This is a genomic window from Streptomyces sp. NPDC001796, assembly GCF_042892355.1.
Classification (GTDB): Bacteria; Actinomycetota; Actinomycetes; order Streptomycetales; family Streptomycetaceae; genus Streptomyces.
Window position 1 is genome coordinate 25,945 of record NZ_JBIAUC010000031.1, and the last position, 21,956, is coordinate 47,900.

Here is a 21,956-nt window from a genome sequence, read left to right on the forward strand (position 1 = left end):
CTCGGGTCGAGCATCCGGGCCCCCACCCGCTCACGCCGGGGCCACAGTGATGAGTACCTTGACCTGTTCGGGGTCACAGGAGGCGGCGAACGCCTTGTCCGCCTCGTGGAACGGGAAGGTCGCGGTGACGAGTTCGTCGACGTCCACCACTCCGGAACCGATCAGGGACATCGCCTGGGTGAAGTCCTCGGCGACGTACATCAGGCTTCCCACGAGACGGATCTCGCGGTCCTGGATCAGGTCGATGCGCACCGGTGTGGTCCCGGGCAGGCCCACCCCTACGACCACGACGAGGCCGCCCTTGGTCACCAGGTCGACGGCCTGGGCCAGCGAGGTCTCCCGGGAGACGCAGTCGAAGACCACGTCCGCGGCCCCGCCCAAGGCATCGTGGGCTGCCCTGACCAGGTCGGGGGAGTCGGCGGGGAAGACCGCGTCGGCTCCCAGGCGCAGCGCGCGGGCGCGCTTGGATGCGAGCAGATCGGTGACGACGACCTTTGTGGCGCCTTGGTGCCTGGCGGCGGCGAGCAGCAGCAGGCCGATCGGCCCGGCGCCGAGGATCGCCACGGTGCGTCCCCGAAGGTCTCCCGCCTTGGCGATGGCGGCCAGTGGCGTGGCGAGCGGTTCGATCAGCGCGGCCTGGGTGTCGGACATGGCGTCCGGCAGGATGTGCACCCGGCCGGCCGGGATTGTGAACAACTCCGCCAGCCCACCGGGCACTTGGCAGCCGAATACCTTCAGCTGCCGGCAGATGTTGTAGCGGCCGGAGCGGCACTGGAAGCAGGAGCCGCAGTACAGATTGGGTTCCACGACGACGCGGTCGCCGACGCGCATGCTCTCGACGCCGCTGCCGGTGGCCGCTATGACTCCCACGACCTCGTGACCGGGGCGGTAGGGCAGCTCGATGAACGGGTGCCTGCCGAGCGCCGCATGCGTGTCCGAGCCGCACACGCCCACGAGCGAGGTGCGGACGAGGACCTCGCCCGGTCCTGCAACGGGTGCCGGCGCGGTCTCCCAGCCCACCTCGTCGGCGGTCACGACCACGCGCCTGATGTGTTGCGTCAACGTAGTTCTCCGCTTCTCAGTACACGGTGTATCCGCCGTCGGCCACGACGACGGAACCGGTGATGAACGACGCCGCCTCGCTTGCGAGGAACACGACGGTCGGTGCTATCTCCTCGGGCAGCGCATAGCGTTGCTGTGGGGTGTCCTCGATCCAGTGGCGGCGCAGATCAGGACGGTCCACCGGTGCCATCTCCGTCTTGACGTAGCCGGGAGCGACCGCGTTGACGCGGATCCCGGCATCGGCCCACTCGGCCGCGAGGGACTTCGTGAGGTGGTGCACGGCCGCCTTGGAGGCGTTGTACGCGTGCTGCCACTGGGGCCGGTTGACGATGAGGCCCGACATGGAGCCGATGTTGACGATGGATCCGCCGCCTGTGTCGGCCATGTGGCGTGCGGCTTCGATGCTGCACTTCCACAGCGCGCGGACGTTGAGGTCGAAGACCTGCGCCCACTCTTCGTCCGTGGCGTGCCAGGAGTTGTTGTGGAAGCAGGTGCCGGCGTTGTTGACGAGGATGTCCAGGCCGCCGAGCGCGTCGGCGGCCTCGCCTGTCATGCGCTCCACGTCGGCGTCGTCCGTGATGTCGGCCGTGATCGGGTGCAGGCGCAGCCCCTGCTCGGCTGCCTGTTTCACCACGCCGGCTGTGCGTTCGCCGTCGCGGGCCGCGATTGCGACGTCGGCGCCGGCTTCGGCGAGTGCGGTGGCGAAGGCCAGACCCAGTCCGCGGTTGCCGCCGGTGACCAGGGCCCGGCGGCCGTTCAGTGCGAACGTGTCGAGGACGCCCATTCAGAGCACCACCAGCGTCTTCAGGGTGCCGGGCACCTTGTCGTTGTTGAGCGCCTTCTCGGTGTCCTCCAGTGCGAACCGGGCGGTGACCAGGCTGTCCAGGTCGACCTGGCCCGAGGCGACGAGGTGCGCGGCGAGGGGCCAGGTGTCCGTGTAGCGGAACACTCCGGTGATGATCAGCTCGCGGGCCTGGATCACGGGGATGGGCATCGGGATCTGGTCCGCGCCCATGCCCACGAGGACGACGACGCCGCCCCCGCGGACGGCCTCGATGCCGCTGATGACCGCGGGCGTCGCGCCGGAGGCGTCGATGAAGGCGTCCACGGCCAGGTCGCGCACCGCCTCCTTCGTCGGGTCGAGCGTGCGGGTGGCACCGAACCGCTCGGCCAGGGCCCGGCGGTCGGCCGCCGGGTCGGACACGATGACCTCGGCGGCGCCGAACGCCCTGGCCGCCTGGGCCGTGATGACGCCGATCGGACCGGCACCGGCGATCAGCACCCGGGAGCCGGGCACGATACGGGCCTTGCGGGAGGCCCAGATGCCGACGGACAACGGTTCGAGCAGCGCGGCGGATTCGTCGGAGACGGCGTCGGGCACGGGGTGGGCGAAGTCGGCCTGGATGGTCACGTATTCACAGAAGGCGCCGTCGATGGGCGGGGTGGCGTAGAACTCCATCTCGGGGCAGAGGTTGTAGCGGCCCGCCTTGCACTGCCCGCAGACACGGCAGGGACGCTGCGGTTCGATGGCGACCCGCTCTCCGGTCCGGGAGGCGTCGACGTCATCGCCGACCGCGACGATGCGTCCGGAGACCTCGTGACCGAGGACGAGCGGCGCGTCGACGACGAAGTCACCGATTCGGCCTTCCCGGTAGTAGTGGACATCCGAACCGCAGACACCGACCGCGGCGACCTTGATCAGCACTTCGTCACGCTGCGGCCGGGGAACTGGGCGCTCCTCCATGACGATTTCGCCGACGCCGGTGAGGACGCTCGCGCGCATGGTCTCGGGGATCGCCGTTGACGTGGTGGACATGGTCACACTCCTTCGGAGGGGAGGACGGCGGGAGCCGTGGTGGAGAACAGCGCCCGGCCGGAGACGACGTAGCGGGCGCCGGCACGCAGGCAGGCGGCGAGGTTCGTCTGGTCGACTCCCCCGTCGACACCCGCCGGAAGAACGGGCGCGAGTTGCTCGACCCTGGCCAGCAGGGCCGGATCGGCGGTGTCGGAGCTGCCCGGCTTGATGAGCATGACGAGCACCCCGTCGACGCCTTCCAGGACGTGCTGGACGGCGGTGAGACTGGTCTGCGGCGCGACCGCGAGCCACGCCTCGGCCCCGCTGCGGTGGATCTGCTCGGCGACGGCCGTCGGGTCCGCGCACGATTCGAAGGGGAACGTGACGCGGTCGACCTTCGCGGCGCAGACCTCGTCGAGCGGGCCGTCGAGTTCCTCCGCGATGAGGTGGACGTCCAGGGGGCCGAGCCGGCGGTCCTTCAGCGTGCGTACAAGGGACAGGTCGACGCCCCGGTGGGTGAGGTCGTCGATGATCACGTCGGCGTGGATCCAGAGCCGCTCCTTGGCCAGGTGGCGTGCGGCGGCCATCCGGTCGGACTCGGCGACCGCATAGATGCTTCCGGCCAGGGTGGCGCCGGAATGACCGTCGATCTGCGCGGTGATGGCCGGGTTCAGCGAACCCGTGCAGCCCTTCACGACGTCCTTCCTGTCGCGCCGGAGGTATCGGCGTCCAGGGCGTCCCAGGCGGCGAGCACGTCGTAGCGGGCGGCGGCGTGTGCGCGTGCCGTCTCGGAGCCGGCGCGCGGTGTGGCGGCGACCTGTGTTGCAGGAGCCCACTGTCTGAGGACCTCCCGCACTGGGCGGCCCAGGGCGATGGCGGCGGCCTGGACGCACGCTCCCCGTGCGGACGCCTCCGGGGCGTCGGCGAGGAGGACCTCGCGGCCGGTGAGGTCGGCCAGGAGCTGGGTGTAGGCCGGGGAGCGTGAGCCCCCGCCGGTGGCGATGAGCCGGCCGCCGGTGGCGACTCCCGCGGTGTTGAGGTGCCGCTCGCCGGAGACCAGCCCGAGGATCACCCCCTCGAAGGCGGCGCGGGCCAGGTCCTCCCGGGTGGTGTGGGAGGTGAGTCCCGCCAGCAGCCCGTGCGCTCCGGGGCGGTTGGGCTTGCGCTCGCCGTCCAGGAACGCCGCGAGGACCAGCCCGGAGTCTCCGGGCGCGGTGAGGGCCAGCTTGGACAGTTCCCCGTGGTCGACGCCGAGGATCCGCGCGAAGGTGTCGGTGACCCGTGCGGCATTGAGCGTGGACACCAGGGGCAGGTAGCCGCCGGTCATGTCGGCGACCCCGTCCACGATGCCGGTCGGGTCGAAGACCGGGGTGCGGCTGGTGGTGAAGACGACACCGGAGGTGCCGAAGGTGTAGACGACGTCGCCGGGCTCGATGCCCAAGCCGAGGGCCGCCGCATGCTGGTCGCCGCCTCCGGGTCCCACCAACGTCCCGTGGGACAGGCCGAGTTCGGTCGCCGCCCGCGGACACAGCGTTCCGACTGCCCGCGAGTCGTCGACCACCTCGGGCAGTACCTCCAGCCACTCGCGCCGATCGTCGACGTGGGCCAGCAGTTCGGGCAGATAGCGGGATTCCACCGCGTTGTAGTAGCCGGTGCCGGAGGCTTCGGAGCGGTCGGTGACGTAGCGCCCGGAGAGTTTCCAGGTCAGCCAGTCGTGTGGCAGCAGGATCCTGCGCAGCCGCCGGAAGTTGTCCGGCTCGTTCTCAGCCAGCCAGGCCACCTTGCTGAGTGTGAAGGCGGCGGTGGGAAGGGATCCGACGGCGCGGATCCACTCCTGTGCCCCGATGCGCTGCTTGAGCCGTTCGAGCTGCTGTGCCGAGGTGGTGTCGTTCCACAGTTTCGCCGGCCGGATCACCTCGTCCTGCTCGTCCAACGCGACGAGGCCGTGGCACTGGGCGTCGACGGAGACCGCGGCGATGTCGCTGCCGGGCACGCCGGCCGAGCGCCGCGCGGCTTCGAACGCGGCTTTGAGGGCCGCCCACCACGAGGCCGGGTCCTGCTCACTGCTGGGCGGGAAGGCCGGCGGATGCGGTGCGCTCCCCGAACCGAGCAGGGAACCGTCGTCGAGGTCGCGGATCTCGACCTTGCAGGACTGGGTTGAGGAGTCCACTCCAGCGACGGAGGGCATTTCGGTGTCTCCTTACCAAGGATGTGCGGTCGCGATGTGCCCAGGGGTGTCGGGCACTGCGGCGACCCTTGTCCCTGCGGGCCCGGCGGTTTTCGCCGGGCCCATGCTCGTTCTCAGCAGGACTTGTAGATGTACGGCTTGACCGTGGCGTCGTCGATGTTCTGCTGAGTGATGGCCATCAGTCCGGTGATCTCGGTCTTGGGAACCTGCTTCCCCTTGCCGAGGTCGACGGCGTACTGGACACCCTTGACGCCCATGTCGTACGGGTTCTGCGACACGATGGCGTCGATGTCGCCGCCCTTGAGAGCCTGCACCTGGCTCGGCTGGGCGTCGAACGCCACGATCTTCACGCTCTTGCGCGCGTTGGCGTTGCGCACGCCGATGGGCGCGCCGTCGCCGGTGAAGTTGTCCACCGCGAAGACGCCCTTCAGGTCGGGGTTCGCCGCAAGCACGGAGCTCACCTTGGAGGCGGTGGCCTGCGCGGAGTGATCGGCGTACTGCGTGGTCAGCACGGTGATGTTCGGGTACTTGGACTTCATCCTGTCGACGAAGCCCTTCACCCGCTCGTCGTCGGTGCTGCTGCCCGGCGGCTCGCTCAGCGCCACGACCTTGCCCTTACCGCCGATGAGCTTGGCCATGGTGTCGGCACCCAGCGCACCGCCCGCGATGTTGTCACTGTTGACCTGGCTGGACAGGTCGGAGGTGTCGGTGAGCTTGGTGTCCACGGTGATGAGGTTGATGCCGGCCTGCTTGGCCTGGTGCATCGGCTGGAACATCGCGGTCTTGTCCGTCGGCGCGATGAGGATGGCCTGGGGGTTCTTGGCCACGACGGAGGAGAGCACCGGCTGCTGCTGGGAGGGGTCGAACGTCCCCGGGGCGGCGTAGCTGTAGCCGACGCCGAGCTTCTTGGCCTCGGTCTTGGCACCGCAGTCGATCGCGGCATAGAAGGGGCTGTCCTTCACGCCTCCGATCAGGGCGACGCTCTTGACCTCCTTCCGGGAGGTCGACGAGGCGGTGGTGGCGGAATTGCTGCAGCCGGTGGCGACGGCAACAAGGCCGGCAGCGGCGACGACGACCGCGGTGCGGCGAGTGGCGCCTTGGAAGACTCCGGGGACGAACGTGGACATGGACACTCCTGTCATGCGGCGGATGACGCGGCTCGGGGGAAGCGGCCGACGACTGTGCGGGAAGGCCGGGGACTGCTCCCCGGTGGGGGTTACCTTCGGTTCTGGTTGCCGCGGCGCACCTGGTCGATGAAGACGGCCAGGACCAGCACGGCGCCGACAGCGAAGGTCTGCCAGAACGGCTGGATGCCGACGATGGTGAAACCGCTCTGCAGCGTCACGGGCACGAAGGTGCCGATGACGGTGCCGAACACGGTGGCCACCCCGCCGAACAGGCTGGTGCCGCCGAGGACCGCTCCGGCGATGGTGGTGAGGTTGTCGCTGGTGTGACCGCCGATCGTGGTGGTGGAGAACTGGGCAAGGCTCATCGCGCCGGCCACACCCGCGAGCGCGCCGCTGAGGACGTAGACCGAGATCAGGTGGCGGCGCACCGGGACGCCCGACCGCAACGCGGCCTGCGCGTTGGAACCGATGGCCTTGGTCCTGACGCCGTACACCGTCTGCCACAGCACCAGTCCGCCCACGACCGCGACCAGCAGGAAGATCAGTACGAGCAGGGGGATGCCGGCGAAGTTCTCATAGCCGATGTACGTGGTCATCACGGAAGGCACCGTGCGGATGTCCAGGCCGCTGCTGAGGATCTGCGCCGCGCCGAGCGCCATGCCGAGGGTGCCCAGGGTGGCGATCAGCGCGGGAACGCGCAGACAGGTCACGATCAGACCGTTCACCAGCCCCCATACGGCGCTGGCGGCGACGCACACCAGGACGCCGACGATGACAGCGCCCCATCCGGCGCCGATGCCGCCCATCGCGCCCATGACCTTCGCCGATACGACGGTCCCGAACACCAGGACCGACCCCACCGACAGGTCGATGCCGCCGGTCGCCAGCACATACGTCTGTCCCACGGCGGCGACGCCGATCACGGCGGCCGACAGGGCGATGCTGCGGAAGTTGTAGGCACCGAGGAACGCGTCCGGGCGCAGGACCGAGAAGAGGACCACCATGAGCAGCAGGATGACCAGCATGCCCATGCTCGGCCGGGCCAGCAGACTCTGGGCAAGCCGGGATGTGCGGTCCCGTAGCGCGGACGGGGTACGGTTGGCGATCGCCTCGCCGACCGAGGTCTCGTGGTCGAGCAGGCTCATGAGGTCTCCTCCATGGACGTGCCGCTGGTCATCGCCTGCACCAGATCGGGCACCTGCGCCTCACCACGGCGGAACGCGGCCACCCGCTGGCCCAGGCGCAGGACCTGGATGGAGTCGGAGACTTCCAGGACGTCGGGCATGTTGTGGCTGATGAGCACCACCCCGATGCCGCTCTCGGCAACGCGGCGGATGAGCGCGAGGACGCTCTTGGTCTGCGCCACACCGAGCGCGGCCGTCGGCTCATCCATGATCACCAGGTGCGACGCCCACATGGCGGCCCTGGTGATGGCGACGCTCTGCTGCTGGCCACCGGACAGCGCGGACACATGTGCCTTGTGGTCCTTGATCCGCACGTTGAGATCCGAGAAGACCTTGGCGGTCTCCTCCCGCATCGTGCGCCGGTCCACCAGACCCACCCGGCCCAGGACACCGGCCTTGCGCCGCTCCCGGCCCAGGAAGACGTTCTCGTACGGGGTCAGGTCACCGGCAAGAGCGAGATCCTGGTAGACGGTCTCGATGCCATGGGCCCTGATGTCCTGCGGCGAGGTCGGACGCACCGGCTTCCCGTCGATGAGCAGTTCTCCGTCGTCGGCGGTGTGCACGCCCGACAGCACCTTCACCAGGGTGCTCTTGCCGGCGCCGTTGTCACCGATCAGAGCGGTCACTTCGCCGGCCCGCGCCTCGAAGTCTGCCCCGCGGAGCGCCTCGACATGGCCGAAGCTCTTGCGGATCCCGCGCGCCTCCACCACCGGGGTGCCGACGGCCACTCCCACGCCCGCGGTCATGACAGACCGCCGTACGTCCGGCGACGAGACGCCCTGCCGCTCGCCGCGCATCCTGCGAAGGGGACCCGCATCGGTCCCACCTCCCTTGATCAATTTCACCTGCAGGTCCTGCGCGGCCTGTTGACGGATCCGTCGCAGTACCCCGGGCAGGAGACCCGCTCTCCGCCCATCTGACAAATTAGCCACCCGTTTGGGCGAGCTGATGGGTGACACTAGACGGAAGGCTCGGCCACATGTCAATGAGTGCGCCCATATGGGCGCGCTCGCTGCCGTGGCACCCCTGATCGCAGCGCAGCGGGCGCCCACATGTCGCCCATCCAGCTGAGGTATCGCCCACCTGAGCACATACGCGCGACCTGAAGGCGAAATACGTGCGCAGATGAGAAAACTGCGCTCATGCGGGCGCATCAGGTATCGTGTGGCTCGCGTACCCGTTCTTCGTGAGGGGGACCCCATGGGACCGACCGACATGCTGCGAGCCGCAGCCCAGGGCTCCATGGGCCCGACCGAGATGCTGCGAGCCACCACCATCGCCCGGCAGTACTTCCTGGAAGGCCGGTCGAAGGTCGACATCGCCCAGGAGTTCGGCATCTCGCGCTACAAGGTCGCGCGCATCCTCGACGAGTGCCTCGAGAAGGGCATCGTGCGCATCGAGATCGCCACCCCGACCGCAGTGGACGGCGAGCTCTCCGAGCAGCTGCGCCGCACCTTCGACCTGCAACACGTACTCGTCATCAAGACCACCGCATCCGACGCCGCCACCCTGCGCCGCGAGCTGGGGACCGCCGCCGCCGCCCTGCTCACCGAGGTCGTGACCGAGGACGACATCCTGGGCGTCAGCTGGGGCCGGACCCTGCACGCGATGGCCCGTTCACTCACCAGCCTGGCCCCCTGCAGCATCGTGCAGATGACCGGCGTCACCGGCACGGTCAGCGCGAACTCGGCCGATCTGGTACGACGGCTGGCCGCCGTCTCCAACGGCCCTGTCTATCCCATCTACGCGCCCCTCGTGGTCTCCGACGCCGCCACCGCGCAGGCCATCCTCACCCAGCCCGGCATCGCCGCCGCGGTGTCGCGATTCGGCTCCATCACCAAGGCAGCCGTGGCCGTCGGCAGCTGGGACGCCGAAGGATCCCAGCTCTACCCGCTGCTGGAACCGAAGACGCTCGCCGCGCTGTCGTCCGAGGACGTGGCGGCCGAGACGTGTTCCATCCCCCTCGCCGAGGACGGAACGCCCGTCGACCCCGACCTCGCCAAGCGGACCATCGGCATAGGGTTCGACGCGCTCCGACGCATCCCCGAGGTCATCGCCGTAGCCGGCGGCGAGTCCAAGGCCCGAGCCATCCATACTGTCCTGAACAGCGGACTGGCCCACTCCCTGGTCGTCGACGACCGGGCCGCCCGGCGCGTGCTGGCACTGCATACCTGACAACCCCAAGCCGCGTCGGCGAGGCATCCAGCCCTACAAGCAAAGAAGTGGGTCCTCCGAGCCAGGAGGTGAACCGTGAAGCCCCCGACCAGGGATCATTCCGCGCCCAGCGGGGAGCGGCCGGCCGAGCCCGTCGACGCGGTGCTGTTCGACATCGACGGCACGATCCACGACGACGAGCGCTACGTTCAGGCGCTGTACCGGGCGGTCGCCGAGTTGGCCGGAGACGTCGGACGAGGCCGAATTCCGGGGGCTGTACGACGCCGAACGCGAAGGCGGTGGTGGTGGAGGACGTCCTTGATCACCAGAGTCACCAGGGGGAGCCCGCAGCATGACCAGCACCACGGAGGCTCCTGGCGGGTCGGCTGCAGTCGACGATGCAGTACGAAGCGTCACGCGCCCGTTCTACGTGTACGCCGTGCTCGCCAACTCGCTGTTCCAGCGTGGCGTATTCGTCCTCTTCCTTCAGCAGCGGGGCTTCTCCGCCGGGCAAGTGGCCCTCCTTCAGACACTGATCTACCTGGTCGGCGGACTTGCGGAGTTGCCGACGGGAGTCATCGCCGACCGAATCGGTAGGCGTGCCAGCGTCGTGATCGGCCAGATGCTGGTGGCTGGATGTCTGCTCGCCCAGGGGACGTTCTCCAGCTACTGGGTGTTCCTGGCGCTGTTCATCGGGCAGGGCGTGGGCATGGCATGTGTGTCCGGTTCGGACCGCGCCCTGCTGTACGACCTGCTCGTGCGTCGTGGAGCAACGGCCAACTATGTCAAGATCAATTCCCGGTTCACCATGCTCGGGACGGTCACCTCGGGAATCGCCATCGTCCTCGGCGGCCAACTGCAGCGGATCTCCTGGGGAGTCGTCTACGTCGGTTCGGCGTCCTGTCTCGTCCTGGCCGTGGTGGTGCTGATGTCACGGGTGCCCGAGATCCGCGGTGCGGACGCGGTGGACGAGCAGGGCGGAGCCGAGAAGCAGCACGGCGACGCCACAGCATGGCGGGCGATGCTTCGGGTCGCCACGCCGGCGCTCGTGACGCTTGTCGTGGTGTCCGGATTGATGCATGCGACTTTGACGCCGTACATCATTTTCACGCAGAAGACCCTCTCCGATCAGGGAGCGGGCACCGCATTGGTCAGCGTGGTCATATCGGCGGGATTCTTCGTCGGCGGACTCACTCCCTTGCTGTCGGACCGCGCGAACCGGCGCATCGGGTATCGGGTCACCGTCCCGGTGTCTCTCCTGACGCTCGCCGTGGCGCTCGGCCTGAGCGGCCTCGGCCTTGTCTGGGTCACCATCGCCGCGTTCCTCGTCCTGGTCGGAATTCCCGAGATCACCGCCGTGCTCGTGGACAACGTGTTCCACGAGGCAGTGCCGTCGCGCCACCGGGCGAGCCTGCTGTCGATGATCGCATTCGTGGAGTCGGCGCTCATCGGCACCGGCTATCTCGTCCTCGGCGCGCTCATGGACGGGTTGGGCTCCAGTGTGGGCATGGCCACCTACGCCGCGGTCCCCCTGCTGGCATGTCTCCTGTGGCTCCCGGTGCTCTTCCGAAGGGCACGGGTGACCACCGCGATCGAGAAGCCCGCCGACCAAAAGGCATCCTGAAACAGACCATCTCGAACAACGCCCCTTTCGATGAGGAGCCGAAGTGGAATTGATGCAGATCGGGCACAAACGACCGGTGCTGGATCTAACCCCGCCGGTCGGTCCCTGAAATCCCCGGCGCGAGCGAGCCGCCTGTCCCTGGATTGGAGCGGGAGAGGCGCTTTCGGCCCCGGACTCGGATGCCTGGTGTGCAACTCGGCGCCGAGGTGCCGGACCACTCCGAGGACATCCGCTCCGCCATCCAGGGCGGCCAGCGGTGGGCCGCGCACATCCGGCGGGTGCTCACGCCAGGCCCAGGAGGCAGGTGATGCCGCTCTCGACGTCGAGGAGGCCGCGCTGTTCATCCTCAGCGCCGTGGAGGGCACGCTGATAGCGCCCGGGGCGGCCAGGTCTTGCCCCCTTCGATGCCCTCTTCCGCATGGTCTTCGACGTTGCGCTGGACGCGCCTACGCCGGCCAGGCCGTCCTGTCGGAGAGTGCGTACACCGCACCACGAGGACCCGGATTCAGAGGCTGAACAGGCTGGGGTTGTCACGGACGTAATCGGCCACCCCCGTTGGAGGCCGCCCGGTGACCTGCTCGACACCGTCCGCCTTGCGGTCGTATCGATTCTCGGCGTGAAGACGAGCCATGGTGGAGATGTGCTGAAAGGCATGGTCCGGCAGGCCCAGCGGTCCGAGATCGTCGTTGATCCATTCCTGCAACGGGACGTCGGTGTACCCGACCGGTCGTCCAAGAGCTGCGGAAAGCTCTGCCGCCATGGCCGCGGTGTCCTCCGAGCGCGGGCCGGTCAGCTCGTAGATTCGGCCGATGTGCGGGGCCGGATCGGCCAGGATCTCCTCGACAACCGCGGCGACGTCCCGAGCCGTCACAGGGGAGGTTTTCGCCCGGCCGAAGGGCAATCTGATGCTTCCGTTCTTCGCGATCGAGGAGAAGCCGACACGGAACAGCGGGTTCTCCATGAACACGGTGGGCCTGATCTGGACGACGGGCAGGCCTGACCAGCCGAGGACCTGCTCCACCATCCAGTGCTGCCGCTGCTGCACGGACTCGGAGGTGCTGGTGAGATCCATCTCCGAGACAGTGAGCTGCGACATGTTCACGAACACTTCCAGGCGTCCGTACGCGCGGGCGACGGCCGCTGCCGTCACGGCAGCCTCGAGATACTGTGCCGACACGCCCATGCCGAAGTACATACGTCCACAACCGGCCAGGGCGTCGGCGACGTCGACCGCGCGCGTCAGGTCTCCGACGACGACCTCGGCTCCCGTCGCGCGCAGAGCCTCCGCTCGCTCGTCCTCGCGATGCACCATGGCGCGGACGCGCAGGCCCCGTTGCCTCAGCCCCTCGACCACAGATCGTCCGACGGCACCGACACTGCCCGCCGCGCCCGTCACCAGTATGGGCAGCGCACTGGCTTCCGGGATGCCGTCCATAGGAAGCAGACTGGGGTCTGCACCTCCACGGCGCAACCGGAGGCGACCAGCCTCGCCGAGGTTGTGTCATGCAGTCACCGTCTGCACGCCCGATGAGGTCTGGGCCGTGCTGGAGTCGGCGGCACAGGCCTCGCCCGTGCGCGGCCCGCGCGACCTGGCTGCACGGCTGCGGGTGGCCGAGCAGCTGGCCGGGCGCTCGACGGAGGGCCGCGTCGGCGATGTGCTGGAACCCCACACCGAGGTGCCGGGCCTGTACGCGGGCACCCCCTCCGTGGCACGCACCGCCCGGCGCATCCGGGCCCAGTTGCATCTCCAGTCGCCGATCTTCCGCCACGCGGTGCGGCTCGCCGTGGGCGTGGTGCTCGCCGAGGTCATCGGCCGGTCGATCGGCGGCTGGGGCGGGCTGGGCATCTCCGCGCACGGCTTCTGGGTGGCCCTGACCACCATGCTGGTCCTCTTCCCCGGGTACGGGCACACCATGGCCCGCGGCTGGGGACGGGCGGCCGGGGCCGTGCTGGGCGGTCTCTTCGCCTGGATGCTCTCCCTGCCGCACTGGTCGCCCACCGGCCTTGCGGTCGCGTCGGTGGTGCTGGCCGCGGCGTCGTTCGCGACCTTGCGGACCAGGCAGCTGATGCTCAACCTGTGGCTGACCACCTGGATCGTCTTCCTGATCCACCACGTCGGCGGGCTGCCCGGGCCCACGGCGTGGGCGCGCGCCGCCGACACGGTGGTCGGCGCTGCGCTCGCGAAGCTCATCTTCCTGGTCTGGCCGACCTGGTCCACCCGGCGGCTGCCGGGCCTGCTCGCGGAGTGGCTGCGCGTGCAGGACCGGCTACTGCCCGAACTGCTGACCGGCTACGCCGACGTCGGGGCGGCCGATCTGGCAGCCGTCGACGCGCTGCGGGCGCGGTCACGGCAGGTCCGGGAGCACATGGAGACCGCGGTGGAGCAGTCGCACGGCGAGCCCGCCGAGCACCGCGGGCCCTGGTCGAACGCGCAGCTGGAGCAGATCAGGACTCAGGTCTCCACGGTCGCCGGTTGTGCCACCCTGCTGGGCGAACACTTGCCCCGTACCCCGCAGGAGACCGTGCCGGAGCTGACCGAACTGGCCGACCCGCTGCACGTACACCTCACCGCCCTGGCCCGCGCCGCCGCCGGAGCCGAGACCGTGGCCCCGGGGGCGTTGCGGTCGGTGTACGACTCCTTCACCGCCCGCTCCGGCCTGCTGGCCGAGACGTCCGACGGCACCAAAAGCGCCGCGACCGGCCGCGCCGTCGCCCTGAGCACCGCGACCGTCGACGCCGTCGAGGCCCTGACCGCCACCATCGCCTCCCGCCACCGCCCCCGCCGTCACGCGGCAGCGTGAGACGAGAACCGATGCCCGTCACCTGGTGGCTGGTGCGCTCACCTGCGGACGATGTGGTCCGGCGGATACGGGCTGGCCGGCGTGACCGGCGAACCTCCGGCCTCCGCCGTCATCGGTTGCGCGTAGAGATAGGGAACCGGAACCGGCGAGGTGGGAGGGAAACCTGGCACGGCGGCGTCGAGATGGGCGTCCAGGCTCAGCGCGGCGGAGACGAGAGCGAGGTGGGTCAACGCCTGAGGGAAGTTGCCCAGTTGCTCACCGGTCAGCCCGATCTCTTCCGAGTACAGACCGAGATGATTGGCGTAGGTGAGCATCTTCTCGAAGACCAATCGCCCTTCGCGCAGATGGCCGGCGCGGGCGAGGGCCTCCACGTACCAGAACGTGCACGCCGAGAAGGTACCTTCGGACCCGCGCAGGACATGAGCGCGTTGCCTGCGCGGATTCTCCCGTCGTCCAGGCGCTCGTCGTCGAGTGTGTCCACCACATGGATGGTCAAGTCCGTGCCCCGGCCGGCGAAATGCCAGCCGCCCATGGACGACGTGACCTCATGCGGTTGCCGCGCGTAGTCGAACCGCGGGGCGATCTCGATGTCGAACGAGATCTCGCCACGCGTGCAGCGCAGCATGCGGACCAGCCGGTGCCGGTTCGTCGGACTGCGTGGCGAGGCGGGAGGCATGAAATCCACGACCGAGCCGACGCCTTGCTCGGTCATGAATCTGGTGAGCAGCACACAGGTGTCCGGGTAGTAGAGCTGCTTGGTCGCATACGTCGGCGCCTGGGGAGTGATCGTCCAGTGACCGCCGCTGTCACCGTCGAGCAGTGCTGCGAAGATGCTCGGCGAGTCGAATCGCGGGCTGCAGAACCAGTCGATCGTTCCCCGGGTGGACACCAGCGCGGCCGTGTGCAGGTCACCGATGAGTCCGTGGTCTTCGATCAGCGGATGTTCGTTCATGGGGCCTCTTCCCGACGTGCCGGGCGTCAGCGGTGACGTCGCCACTGGCGACCGTGCGACTTGAGGACATGCCACGCGCCCCACCTCCAGACTGCCCGGGGTGCGCAGGCTTCGCATTCCTCCTGGAAGCGGTGCGACTGCGCGCCCGTTCACGGTGAAGCCGCGTTGCTCCCGCGTTGCGTGGCCCTCCCGCCGAGCTGATGCTGGACAGGAGGCATGCCGACCATTCGAGTGAGCCGAACGCACATCCGGTTGCCGGGCTACATCCGGGGACAGACCGGAGTCGTCGACATCATCCAGCCCGCCCATGTGCTGCCGGACACCAACGCGCACTTCCTGGGCGAGAACCCGCAGCACGTCTACACGGTCCGGTTCGACTCACGCGAACTGGTGGGCGCCGACGCCGAACGCTTCGCCCTCACCGTGGACATGTACGAGAGCTACCTGGAGACCACGGCACGCCCACCACCGCCGGCGGCCCGGACGAACCTCCTTCCGTGGCCTTGCGCACCGAGGCACTGGAGCAGCTGCTCACCGAGCGGGGCCTGATCGACCCGCAGGTGATGAACGGGATCATCACCCAGTACGAGACCAACGTGGGCCCGCTCAACGGGGCCAAGGTCGTCGCCAAGGCGTGGACAGACCCCGACTACCGGCTGCGCCTGCTCCAGGACAGCACCGCCGCCATCAACGTCTTCCCCGGCTGGCTGCACACCTACTGACTCACCAACACGGCCGCCTGCCCGTCATCAGGGCCACGGCCGAACGCAACGCCAACATCGTGCGCTGGACCGAGTTGGACCGCGGTGGCAACAAACGATGGAAACGATCAGGCAGGCCGGACGTTCCGTCGTGGCCTGGACGGCGCTGCAGCTCACCGAATGCAGCCGCCCCTCGTGCGGTCCGACGAGCTCACCGTCGAGCACGGCCGCCTCGCTCAGCTCGGCGGCCGCGGCGGCGATGTCAGGATCACCACGAGTCCGGGACGCGCGAAGGGCCGGCCCGGAAACCGTCCAGTTTCTGCTCCGCGATCCCGTACGCCGCAGAGCCTCGTCCCCAGGCGGCGATCGTCGTGCTTCGGCGAGCATCGGCTCGATCGAAGGGCCAGCACCACCGTCACGTAGGCCATCTGGCGGTCGACGCTTGCGCCCGGTGCGGGCCTGCGTTCCGCTGGCAAGCGGGTGCCAGAACATCCCTCTCTTCCGCCCGGCCTGCCCACGTACGGCCGGAGCTGCGCCAACGGAGGCCACATGCCCATCTGCACCACCCGCGACGGTGTCGAAATCTTCTACAAGGACTGGGGGCAGGGGCGTCCCGTGGTGTTCATCCACGGCTGGCCGCTCAACGGCGACGCCTGGCAGGACCAGCTCAAGGCCGTCGTCGACGCCGGATACCGCGGAATCGCGCACGACCGCCGCGGCCACGGACACTCCACGCCCGTCTGGGACGGCTACGACTTCGACACCTTCGCCGACGACCTCAACGACCTGCTCACCCACCTCGACCTGCGAGACGTCACCCTGGTCGCGCACTCCATGGGGGGCGGCGAGCTCGCGCGCTACATCGGCCGACACGGCACCGGGCGGCTGCGCTCGGCGGTGCTGCTGTCCGCCATCCCGCCGGTGATGATCAAGTCTGCCAAAAATCCCGAGGGCGTTCCGGACGAGGTGTTCGACGCACTCAAGAACGGCATCCTCGCCGAGCACTCCCAGTTCTGGAAGGACACCGCGGAGGGCTTCTTCTCCGCCAACCGCCCCGGCAACAAAGTCACCCAGGGCAACAAGGACGCCTTCTGGTACATGGCGATGGCGCAGACCATCGAAGGCGGCGTGCGATGCGTGGACGCCTTCGGCTACACCGACTTCACCGAGGACCTGAAGAAATTCGACATCCCCACCCTGGTGGTGCACGGCGACGACGACCAGGTCGTGCCCATCGACGCCACCGGCCGCAAGTCCGCCCAGATCATCCCGAACGCCGAGCTGAAGGTGTACGAGGGCAGCTCCCACGGCATCGCGATGGTGCCGGGCGACAAGGAGAGGTTCAACCGGGACCTTCTGGAATTCCTCAACAAGTAGAAACCGACCCTGCCAGCCGCAAGTTCTTGCTCGCCTTCGCCCAGGACGAAACCCAGGCAAGACCACAGCGCGGGAGGAATCATGACGGTCGAGCCGACTGCGGGTTACGGATCCCGCGACCAGGCCCTGCACGGGCAGACCCTCGTCGTCATCGGCGGGAGCGCGGGCATCGGGCTGGCAACCGCACGGCTCGCCCGTACCCAGGGCGCCGGCGTGGTCCTCACCGGACGGGACCCCGAACGCCTGCGCTCCGCCGCCAAGGAGGCCGACGCCCTCGGCACCGCCGCCTTCGACGCCCATGCCCCGGAGCAACTCGAACGGTTCTTCCAGCAGCTGCCAGGGCCGATCGACCACGTCACCGCGGGCGGCCCGTCATACGGCCGCCTTCTGGACATGGACGCCGCCCAGGCGCGCCGGGCCGTCAGCGACCACATGGTGCTCGCCCTCGAGGTCGCACGCCACTGCGCCGGCACCGTACGGCCGGGCGGCACGCTGCTGCTCATGAGCGGCACGGGAGCCCGCCGGATCCGGGCCGCTCTCGGTGTCGCCCCTACAGTCACCGCCGCGACGCCCGCGTTCACGGCCAGTCTCGCACTCGAGCTCGCGCCGGTCCGGGTGAACCTGATCGCCGCCGGCTTCGTGGACACGCCGTTGTCGGCCCGGCTGCTCGGCGACGCACTCGACGCCCGCCGCGAGGAACTGCGCGCCACGCTGCCGATCGGCCGCGTAGTCGTACCAGAGGACGTGGCGGCGCTCGCCGTGCACATCATGACCAACACCGCACTCACCGGTGCGACCTACGACATCGACGGAGGCCAGCAGCTCGTCGGCTGAGCCGCGCATCGCGGTGGCCCGGATTTGTGTGCCCCGGACTCGATCGCGGGACGGGACCATGGGCCAGGTCCGGACGTACGGCGTGCCGTCCCGGACCGCGCTGTGAACCGGCCCGTCATCCGGGCGGCCGCTCCCCGCCCCTGCACGCTCGTCGTGTGCCGGGGCTGCTGCTGCGGCAACCTGCGCAAGCTCCCCCAGTCTCGGCTTCGCTCGACCGGAGGGACCCCCATCGGCGCCGACCACACCTGGCAACTGGACCGACTGCGCGCCGGCGCGGCAGAGCACGGCTTCCAGGTCCGTACGACGGACTGCCTCGGTCCCTGCGACCAGGCCAACGTCATCGTCGTCCAGCCCTCCACCGCCGGGCGCCGGGCCGGAGGCCGCGCCGTCTGGGTCGGCTTCGCCATGGACGACGACTGCACCGACGACCTCCTGCACTGGGCGCAGGCTGGCGGACCCGGCATCGCCGAACCACCGCCAGCCCTGGCGCTCCAGCTCATCCGCCCGCCGCGCGAGGCCCGCGCCCGTGCACGCCGATGACCTCGACGCCGGCGGCCGCGACATTCTCGCGGCCGCCCGGCTCGACGAGGCCACCGCCGCCTCCGTCGCCACGACGCTCCAGGCCCTCGCCACACCGTCCCGCCTGCTGATCCTCACCACCCTGCGGCAACGCCCGTACCCCGTCGGCGAACTCGCCGCCGCCATTGGCATGGAACAGTCCGCCGTCTCCCACCAACTGCGCCTGCTGCGCGCCCTGGGCCTGGTCACCGGCCGCCGCGACGGCCGTCGCATCGTCTACAGCCTCTACGACGACCACGTCGCCCAACTCCTCGACCAGGCCGTCCACCACATCGAGCACCTGCGCCTCGGCGTACGCGACCTCGGCTGACGCACAGCATCCAGGAGGGGTACGTCAGTTGAGGTGTGCCACCTGCTGCGGCGCCGGGGCCGTGCGCAGCCGGTCGGGCAGCGTGCCGTCGTCGGGCATTCCGGCCCGAAGCCAGGCCCCGACCGCCTCGGCGTCGGCTTCCGTCACCAGCGGACCGAGGCGTACGACGACACCACTCGGCCTGCGGTCGGCCCCGCACGGCTGCACGGCGGCGTGCAGCCCGCGGCGCCTGCGGCAGTGCAGCACCCTCACGAGGCAACCGGCGGAGACCATCACCCCATGCGGGCACTCCCGGACCGCACGGCGCAGTACGTCCATCACCCGCCCCCTCGCGGCGGCACGGCATGAGCCGCAGACCACGAGGGTGAAAGGGCGGCACTGACGGCCGCCTGCGGTATCGCTCATCTCTGAGTCTCCTCCGTATGAGTGAAAGGGATCCCCTGTTTGCCGCCGCGTGGTCCCAGACCCGCTGTGGGAATCAGCCAGTTGCAGCTCCGGTGATTTGACAGCACCCGGCCGCACCACCAGCCTATGCGCATGACATCCATTTTCAATAAGGAGGGTGGCTAGCCATGCGCGTTGCCTTCGTCGGCAAGGGCGGCAGCGGCAAGACGACCCTGTCGGCCCTCTTCTCCCGTCACCTGGCGCACTCGGGAGCGCCGGTCGTCGCGATCGACGGCGACATCAACCAGCACCTGGCGTACGCCCTCGGCCTCGACGAGGACGAGGTCTTCGCCGCGCCGCCGCTCAGCGCCCGCACCGGTGAGATCAAGGAGTACCTGCGGGGCACGAATCCGCGGATCCCTTCCATCGAAGCCATGGTGAAGACGACCCCGCCCGGACGCGGGTCCCGGCTGCTGCGGCTGCTCGGCGACGACGAGGTGCACAGCCACCACGTCCAGGAGGTCGGCGGCGTACCGCTCATGGTCACCGGCGCCTTCAAGGAGAGCGACCTTGGAGTGGCCTGCTACCACTCCAAGCTGGGCGCGGTCGAGCTGTACCTCAACCACCTCGTGGACGGACCCGGCGAGTACGTCGTCGTCGACATGACCGCCGGCGCCGATGCCTTCGCCTCCGGCCTGTTCACCCGCTTCGACATGACGTTCCTGGTCGTCGAACCGACCCGCAAGAGCGTCTCCGTGTACCGCCAGTACCGCGACCACGCGGCCGAGTTCGGCGTCCCGGTCGCCGTCGTCGGCAACAAGGTCACCGGCGAGGACGACCTGCTCTTCCTCAAGGAGCACGTCGGCGACGATCTGCTCGCGCACTTCGCGCAGTCCTTCTACGTACGCGCCCAGGAACAGGGCCGCGGCCACGGCGAGTTGGAGCCGCACAACACCCGCACCCTGGACCTGCTGCGCGCGGCCGTGGACACCCGCCCCAAGGACTGGGCGACCTTCCAGAAGCACGCCGTGGAGTTCCACCTGCGCAACGCCGCAGCCTGGGCCAACGAGGCCACCGGCCATGACCTCGCCACCCAGGTCGACCCGGACTTCCAGCACGGCCCCGCAGCCCTGACCGTCTTCGCCTGACCCCATCCCCTCCACCAAAAGAACCACAGAACAGGACAGCCCTTCATGTCACTCGACGTCTCCCCGCAGCTGCTCGCCGAAGCCGAGAACGGCGAGGTGCGGGAGCAGGACTTCGTGGAAACGGTGCGCACCTCCCTGCCGTACGCCTACGACCTCATCGCCCGCCTCGCCGAGGAACTGCGGTCCGGCACGGCCGAGTTCGCCGACAACCAGACCCCGCCACCCTCCGAGACGGAGCGCGGCCAGCTCCTGCGCGCCCTGTCAAGCGACGCCATCCGCGGCAGCCTGGAACGCCATTTCGGCATCGCCCTCGCCTTCCAGAACTGCCACCGCGTCGCGGCCTTCCGCCCCGAGGCACGCGGCGGCGAGACCCACGCCCGCTTCACCTCGCTCCGGGCGCAGATCCTCAACCAGTCGCCGGAGTTCCGCGACTGCTGAACCACTGCCGGTCGCGACCGCCGACTGCCGGAACCGGCGTTCGGCAATCAGGCCGGCCGGCCACTTCGTCCCCTCGGCGGCCGTCGCCCACCAGGACACCCGGTCCTCGTGAGCGACGGCCGTCAGCGCTTGTCCCGGCGGCATCCGCCGCACCCCCTACTTGCGCAGCCCCCGAGCAGTCGTACGCCTGGTCAAAAGATGGCAATGGTTTTCATCTGCCATTGATCTGAAAATCATTTCCATCTAGCGTCGGAGGTGTCGCCACACGGCCGGCGCGTGTCCGCTGCGCGCCCGGTATCGCCCGAAGGAGCTCCCGCATGTCCACCGCCCCCGCCTCCCGTTCCGCCCGGCCGACCGCGAGGATCGCACTGGTCACCGCGACGGCCGCCCTGACGGCCGTGACGGCGACCGCCTGCTCGACCTCCTCCTCGCACACCAGCGACACCGCCGCGACCAGCAGTGGCAGCGGCTCGGGCAAGACGATCCAGGTGGTGGCGGCGGAGAACTTCTGGGGCAGCATCGCCTCCCAGCTCGGCGGCAGCCACGTGAAGGTGACCAGCATCATCGACAACCCGGACGCCGACCCGCACGACTACGAGCCCACGGCTGCCGACGCCCGCACCGTGGCCGCCGCCCAGTACACGATCGTCAACGGCATCGGCTACGACACCTGGGCCGACAAGCTGCTGGCCGCCAACCCCGGCAGCGGACGCACCCAGCTCAAGATCGGCGACCTGGTCGGCATCAAGCCGGGCGGCAACCCGCACCGCTGGTACTCCCCGGACAACGTCCACCAGGTCATCGAGAAGATCACCGCGGACTACAAGAAGATCGACCCGGCCGACGCGGCTTACTTCGACCAGCAGAAGACGACCTTCGAGACGAAGACGCTCGCCGACTACAACAAGCTCGTCGCCGACATCGAAGCGAAGTACGCGGGCACGCCGATCGGTGCTTCCGAGTCCATCGTCACGCCGCTCGCCGAGGGCCTGGGGCTGAAGATGCTCACCCCGGAGACGTTCCTGGACGCGATGAGCGAGGGCTCCGACCCCACAGCCAAGGACAAGGCCGCCATCGACCAGCAGATCAAGAACAAGAAGATCAAGCTCTACGTCTACAACTCCCAGAACTCCACGCCGGACGTGCAGGCGCAGGTCAAGGAGGCCAAGGCCCAGGGCATTCCGGTCGCCACGGTGACCGAGACCCTCACCCCCGCCGGGGCCACCTTCCAGCAGTGGCAGACCACCCAGCTGCAGGGCATCGAGCAGGCCCTGGCCAAGGCCACCAGGAAGTGAACT

At 69.3% G+C, this 21,956-nt stretch carries 22 protein-coding genes and 2 pseudogenes; 12 read left to right on the forward strand and 12 right to left on the reverse strand.

Annotated elements, in window-relative coordinates; genetic code table 11:
* Positions 1-30 precede the first annotated feature (30 nt).
* From ACFYZE_RS34685 to ACFYZE_RS34720, 8 genes are all read right to left on the reverse strand, one after another.
* A complete protein-coding gene (locus tag ACFYZE_RS34685; RefSeq protein WP_389003226.1) occupies positions 31-1,062 on the reverse strand; it encodes a zinc-binding dehydrogenase in 1,032 nt (343 codons plus the stop codon).
* A 16-nt stretch (positions 1,063-1,078) separates the two neighbouring features.
* On the reverse strand, positions 1,079-1,846 hold the full coding sequence (locus tag ACFYZE_RS34690) for an SDR family NAD(P)-dependent oxidoreductase (RefSeq protein ID WP_389003229.1): 768 nt from the start codon (positions 1,844-1,846) through the stop codon (positions 1,079-1,081).
* On the reverse strand, positions 1,847-2,878 hold the full coding sequence (locus tag ACFYZE_RS34695; protein ID WP_389003232.1) for an NAD(P)-dependent alcohol dehydrogenase: 1,032 nt from the start codon (positions 2,876-2,878) through the stop codon (positions 1,847-1,849).
* Between the two features lie 2 nt (positions 2,879-2,880).
* Complete coding sequence (locus ACFYZE_RS34700) at positions 2,881-3,552, reverse strand: hypothetical protein (protein WP_389003235.1); 672 nt, start codon at positions 3,550-3,552, stop codon at positions 2,881-2,883.
* Positions 3,549-5,045 (reverse strand): xylulokinase, encoded by a 1,497-nt coding sequence (gene xylB / locus ACFYZE_RS34705; RefSeq protein WP_389003238.1) that lies wholly within the window; start codon positions 5,043-5,045, stop codon positions 3,549-3,551. The genes ACFYZE_RS34700 and xylB overlap by 4 nt, the downstream gene beginning before the upstream one ends.
* Positions 5,046-5,158: 113 nt before the next feature.
* Positions 5,159-6,172 (reverse strand): ABC transporter substrate-binding protein, encoded by a 1,014-nt coding sequence (locus ACFYZE_RS34710; protein ID WP_389003240.1) that lies wholly within the window; start codon positions 6,170-6,172, stop codon positions 5,159-5,161.
* An 89-nt stretch (positions 6,173-6,261) separates the two neighbouring features.
* Entirely contained in the window at positions 6,262-7,317 is a 1,056-nt protein-coding gene (locus ACFYZE_RS34715) for an ABC transporter permease (RefSeq protein WP_389003243.1), read from the reverse strand.
* Complete coding sequence (locus tag ACFYZE_RS34720) at positions 7,314-8,102, reverse strand: ATP-binding cassette domain-containing protein (RefSeq protein ID WP_389003246.1); 789 nt, start codon at positions 8,100-8,102, stop codon at positions 7,314-7,316. The genes ACFYZE_RS34715 and ACFYZE_RS34720 overlap by 4 nt, the downstream gene beginning before the upstream one ends.
* A gap of 454 nt (positions 8,103-8,556) precedes the next feature.
* On the opposite strand from ACFYZE_RS34720, the gene ACFYZE_RS34725 reads away from it, so the two are divergent.
* Positions 8,557-9,531, forward strand: a complete 975-nt coding sequence (locus ACFYZE_RS34725; RefSeq protein ID WP_389003249.1) for a sugar-binding transcriptional regulator — start codon at positions 8,557-8,559, stop codon at positions 9,529-9,531.
* Positions 9,532-9,862: 331 nt separating this feature from the next.
* Complete coding sequence (locus tag ACFYZE_RS34730; RefSeq protein ID WP_389003252.1) at positions 9,863-11,134, forward strand: MFS transporter; 1,272 nt, start codon at positions 9,863-9,865, stop codon at positions 11,132-11,134.
* A 505-nt stretch (positions 11,135-11,639) separates the two neighbouring features.
* Here the strand turns inward: ACFYZE_RS34730 and ACFYZE_RS34735 are convergent.
* The gene (locus ACFYZE_RS34735; protein ID WP_389003255.1) at positions 11,640-12,569 is read right to left on the reverse strand and encodes an NAD(P)H-binding protein; all 930 of its coding nucleotides are present in this window, start codon (positions 12,567-12,569) and stop codon (positions 11,640-11,642) included.
* Positions 12,570-12,630: 61 nt separating this feature from the next.
* Here ACFYZE_RS34735 and ACFYZE_RS34740 point away from each other — a divergent pair, with 61 nt between their 5' ends.
* Positions 12,631-13,935, forward strand: coding sequence for an FUSC family protein (locus ACFYZE_RS34740; protein ID WP_389003258.1), 1,305 nt, complete (start codon positions 12,631-12,633; stop codon positions 13,933-13,935).
* A 179-nt stretch (positions 13,936-14,114) separates the two neighbouring features.
* On the opposite strand, the pseudogene ACFYZE_RS34745 reads toward ACFYZE_RS34740, so the two are convergent.
* Together ACFYZE_RS34745 and ACFYZE_RS34750 are read right to left on the reverse strand one after the other, a co-directional pair.
* Positions 14,115-14,351: pseudogene (locus tag ACFYZE_RS34745) on the reverse strand (glycoside hydrolase family 15 protein); the annotation flags it as partial.
* Positions 14,352-14,503: 152 nt separating this feature from the next.
* A pseudogene (locus tag ACFYZE_RS34750) lies at positions 14,504-15,196 on the reverse strand (trehalase-like domain-containing protein); the annotation flags it as partial.
* On the opposite strand from ACFYZE_RS34750, the gene ACFYZE_RS34755 reads away from it, so the two are divergent.
* From ACFYZE_RS34755 to ACFYZE_RS34780, 6 genes are all read left to right on the forward strand, one after another.
* Positions 15,104-15,436: an SH3-like domain-containing protein gene (locus ACFYZE_RS34755; RefSeq protein WP_389003261.1), complete on the forward strand. Its 333-nt coding sequence runs from the start codon at positions 15,104-15,106 to the stop codon at positions 15,434-15,436. The pseudogene ACFYZE_RS34750 and the gene ACFYZE_RS34755 overlap by 93 nt on opposite strands.
* Positions 15,385-15,609, forward strand: a complete 225-nt coding sequence (locus ACFYZE_RS34760) for a nitrile hydratase subunit alpha (RefSeq protein ID WP_389003264.1) — start codon at positions 15,385-15,387, stop codon at positions 15,607-15,609. Before ACFYZE_RS34755 ends, ACFYZE_RS34760 begins: the two co-directional genes overlap by 52 nt.
* Positions 15,610-16,137: 528 nt before the next feature.
* The gene (locus tag ACFYZE_RS34765; protein WP_389003267.1) at positions 16,138-16,965 is read left to right on the forward strand and encodes an alpha/beta fold hydrolase; all 828 of its coding nucleotides are present in this window, start codon (positions 16,138-16,140) and stop codon (positions 16,963-16,965) included.
* Positions 16,966-17,046: 81 nt separating this feature from the next.
* Positions 17,047-17,799, forward strand: a complete 753-nt coding sequence (locus tag ACFYZE_RS34770) for an SDR family oxidoreductase (RefSeq protein ID WP_389003270.1) — start codon at positions 17,047-17,049, stop codon at positions 17,797-17,799.
* 102 nt (positions 17,800-17,901) lie between these two features.
* On the forward strand, positions 17,902-18,339 hold the full coding sequence (locus ACFYZE_RS34775) for a (2Fe-2S) ferredoxin domain-containing protein (protein ID WP_389003272.1): 438 nt from the start codon (positions 17,902-17,904) through the stop codon (positions 18,337-18,339).
* On the forward strand, positions 18,326-18,688 hold the full coding sequence (locus ACFYZE_RS34780) for an ArsR/SmtB family transcription factor (RefSeq protein WP_389003275.1): 363 nt from the start codon (positions 18,326-18,328) through the stop codon (positions 18,686-18,688). Before ACFYZE_RS34775 ends, ACFYZE_RS34780 begins: the two co-directional genes overlap by 14 nt.
* A gap of 24 nt (positions 18,689-18,712) precedes the next feature.
* Here ACFYZE_RS34780 and ACFYZE_RS34785 read toward each other — a convergent pair whose 3' ends face one another.
* Positions 18,713-19,093 carry a hypothetical protein gene (locus tag ACFYZE_RS34785; RefSeq protein ID WP_389003278.1) on the reverse strand — a complete coding sequence of 127 codons (381 nt, stop codon included), beginning with the start codon at positions 19,091-19,093 and terminating at the stop codon, positions 18,713-18,715.
* Positions 19,094-19,260: 167 nt separating this feature from the next.
* Between ACFYZE_RS34785 and ACFYZE_RS34790 the strand changes: the two genes are divergently transcribed.
* From ACFYZE_RS34790 to ACFYZE_RS34800, 3 genes are all read left to right on the forward strand, one after another.
* Positions 19,261-20,220, forward strand: a complete 960-nt coding sequence (locus ACFYZE_RS34790; RefSeq protein WP_389003281.1) for an ATP-binding protein — start codon at positions 19,261-19,263, stop codon at positions 20,218-20,220.
* Between the two features lie 45 nt (positions 20,221-20,265).
* Complete coding sequence (locus tag ACFYZE_RS34795) at positions 20,266-20,658, forward strand: SCO5389 family protein (protein ID WP_389003284.1); 393 nt, start codon at positions 20,266-20,268, stop codon at positions 20,656-20,658.
* Positions 20,659-20,975: 317 nt separating this feature from the next.
* Complete coding sequence (locus ACFYZE_RS34800) at positions 20,976-21,953, forward strand: metal ABC transporter solute-binding protein, Zn/Mn family (protein ID WP_389003287.1); 978 nt, start codon at positions 20,976-20,978, stop codon at positions 21,951-21,953.
* Positions 21,954-21,956: the final 3 nt, after the last annotated feature.